This is a genomic window from Candidatus Symbiopectobacterium sp. (assembly GCF_020054415.1).
In the GTDB taxonomy this organism is placed as follows: Bacteria; Pseudomonadota; Gammaproteobacteria; order Enterobacterales; family Enterobacteriaceae; genus Symbiopectobacterium.
Window position 1 is genome coordinate 1 of sequence record NZ_JAHWCO010000709.1, and the last position, 2,025, is coordinate 2,025.

The following is a 2,025-nucleotide window of genomic DNA, read 5'->3' on the forward strand; positions in this document are numbered from 1 at the left end:
AACAATGTGTTTTACTCTTGGAAGTTCGTCGTTGTAAGCCCTGTAGCCATCCGTGTTTGCATGACTGACGACGGTAACGCTGATGGCCACTTTTGCCATAACCGTATTTTTTCACAGGAGATGTCTGTTCACAAAACGGGCGTCTTACATCAACTTTAGCCACTGTATTCCACATCAAAAACAGGACATTTCACTCTGCAATCAACATATTGAATACACTACCCAGCGGTTTTACCACGCTTCTGGAGCTGAAAGCAAAAATATCTGACTGGATTGCAGAAAGTGAATAGAATAACAGTGAGTTCAACTCCCGCAGGGGAGCCATCATCATGTTCAGATGTCCATTTTGCGGCGCTATGGCCCGCACCCGTACCAGCCGTAAAATCACAGATATGACAATCCGGCAATATCACCAGTGCCAAAATCTGGAGTGTAGCCGGTCATTTACCACGCTTAACAGCGTGGAAAGGGAGGTAACAAAGCGCGCTGGCGTCGCACCATTGCCGCCTGACTTTATCCCGCAAGATGCGTTTCCAACATCGCATTATGGGCGGTATCAGTTAAATTTGGCGCTGTAACGAAAAACCCCGCAATTATCAATCGCGGGGCTTTTTGCTGTTTAAATTGTTCACAGTGGGTTAATAATGCGCCCTACTCTGCTAATCCGAATCTGAACCACGCAAAACCGATGCCGCCACTCTGCTGCCACTAGATAATTTAAAAAACAAAAAAAACCACCTTGCGGTGGCGTAATAGTATTTATAACTAATTGTTTTTATTAAATTAAACGATGGTGCCCGGGGCGGGACTTGAACCCGCACAGCGCGTACGCCGAGGGATTTTAAATCCCTTGTGTCTACCGATTTCACCACCCGGGCGAAAATTGGAGGCGCGTCCCGGATTCGAACCGAGGTAGGCGGATTTGCAATCCGCTGCATGGCCACTCTGCCAACGCGCCTTTATTCTGCCTACTAACCCAAGACTTCAGGTCATATCAATAAGCTTTCACTTGTAACATATTGATTAAATAATATTTTTTCATTTCCGTTTCAGGAATGGACGCCATTATGGACTGGTTACGTGCTGATGGCAAGCCCTTTGTCGCCGGGATAAAACCAAACGCTCAAAAGCTCAACACGGCAGCTCATTATTTACAACTCTCGCTGCATTTATCAGCAAAATGGCTGTTTAGTCGGCAAATATTCACCCGCCCAGACCGCGGTAACATCATTATCCTAGCTCAGCGTAAATGCCGGACAGCGACAAAAGCGTACAATATCCACCACCACCAGTAAACCAGGCGACTGGTGGTTGATACTGCACCAGCAATTTCAGTGAGGTCGACCAGGTAGCCGCCAGTAACCGTTGCTGTGGTTAAGTAACATGTTCAATCATCGAGTAAAGAAAGTTGCTAAGAAAGTCGTCTATGCCATATTGAACACTTGTGGCTGTTCACCCCTCGCCAGAATTGATCAGTCAAGCACCGGTTCTCCCTCTTTGCTATGTCCAGCTATCACGCACTAACACAACGCAAAGATCGCGCCAACCTGGATACCACTGCAAATAAACAATGTTGCGCAAAATAGTGTGACAATAATCAAGCCGATAAATAAGCAATAATGTTATTTACTAGCAGCATAATTCGTTGCGTTGTGGAGTCGCATTATGATGAATCCTTTAGAGCTACAAGCCTTACATCAACTTTTTTTTATGAGTGTTGATAAAGCGGCCACCTATATTGCTAACGGTACTGAAAGCGAAACCTAGCGTTTATGGGAAAGTGGCTCGCAGCCAATACCTTCAGCGGTTATTGACACACTAGGCTGTGTCCCTTAATTGCCTGAGTTATAGTAACCGTATGTTTCCACAGTATATTGAACTATGACTCGCTACGACCTTCCCGATGAAGCATGGATGATCATCCAGTCTTTACTGCCTGCTGAACCAGCAATACCACGTGCCGGACGTCCATGGGCAGAACATCGTAAAATCATCAATGGTATGTTCTGGATTCTGTGCTCAGGT

Annotated in this window: 6 protein-coding genes and 2 tRNA genes; 5 read left to right on the forward strand and 3 right to left on the reverse strand. The window is 45.8% G+C overall.

What is annotated here, in order from left to right; genetic code table 11:
- On the reverse strand, positions 1–163 hold a 163-nt coding region (locus tag QZ506_RS21740), incomplete at its 3' end, for an IS1 family transposase (protein ID WP_367273048.1).
- Between QZ506_RS21740 and QZ506_RS20360 the strand changes: the two genes are divergently transcribed.
- Positions 83–268 (forward strand): hypothetical protein, encoded by a 186-nt coding sequence (locus QZ506_RS20360; protein WP_291973510.1) that lies wholly within the window; start codon positions 83–85, stop codon positions 266–268. The genes QZ506_RS21740 and QZ506_RS20360 overlap by 81 nt on opposite strands.
- Before the next feature lie 61 nt (positions 269–329).
- Positions 330–578 (forward strand): ogr/Delta-like zinc finger family protein, encoded by a 249-nt coding sequence (locus QZ506_RS20365; protein WP_291973504.1) that lies wholly within the window; start codon positions 330–332, stop codon positions 576–578.
- 213 nt (positions 579–791) lie between these two features.
- Here the strand turns inward: QZ506_RS20365 and QZ506_RS20370 are convergent.
- Together QZ506_RS20370 and QZ506_RS20375 are read right to left on the reverse strand one after the other, a co-directional pair.
- Positions 792–878 (reverse strand) — tRNA-Leu (locus QZ506_RS20370).
- Positions 879–884: 6 nt separating this feature from the next.
- A tRNA-Cys gene (locus QZ506_RS20375) sits at positions 885–958 on the reverse strand.
- A gap of 109 nt (positions 959–1,067) precedes the next feature.
- Between QZ506_RS20375 and QZ506_RS20380 the strand changes: the two genes are divergently transcribed.
- The 3 genes from QZ506_RS20380 to QZ506_RS20385 all read left to right on the forward strand — a co-directional run.
- Positions 1,068–1,295 (forward strand): hypothetical protein, encoded by a 228-nt coding sequence (locus tag QZ506_RS20380; protein ID WP_291973506.1) that lies wholly within the window; start codon positions 1,068–1,070, stop codon positions 1,293–1,295.
- A gap of 373 nt (positions 1,296–1,668) precedes the next feature.
- Positions 1,669–1,767, forward strand: a complete 99-nt coding sequence (locus tag QZ506_RS21745; RefSeq protein ID WP_367273047.1) for a DUF1870 family protein — start codon at positions 1,669–1,671, stop codon at positions 1,765–1,767.
- 114 nt (positions 1,768–1,881) lie between these two features.
- Positions 1,882–2,025 (forward strand): transposase (locus QZ506_RS20385; RefSeq protein WP_291973508.1); only part of this gene is annotated, 144 nt, incomplete at its 3' end.

Bases quoted from the DNA above. Each gene is read 5' to 3' on its own strand.
- QZ506_RS21745 (WP_367273047.1), top strand. From the start codon at position 1,669: ATGAATCCTTTAGAGCTACAAGCCTTACATCAACTTTTTTTTATGAGT.
- QZ506_RS20380 (WP_291973506.1), top strand. From the start codon at position 1,068: ATGGACTGGTTACGTGCTGATGGCAAGCCCTTTGTCGCCGGGATAAAA.
- QZ506_RS20360 (WP_291973510.1), top strand. From the start codon at position 83: ATGGCCACTTTTGCCATAACCGTATTTTTTCACAGGAGATGTCTGTTC.
- QZ506_RS20365 (WP_291973504.1), top strand. From the start codon at position 330: ATGTTCAGATGTCCATTTTGCGGCGCTATGGCCCGCACCCGTACCAGC.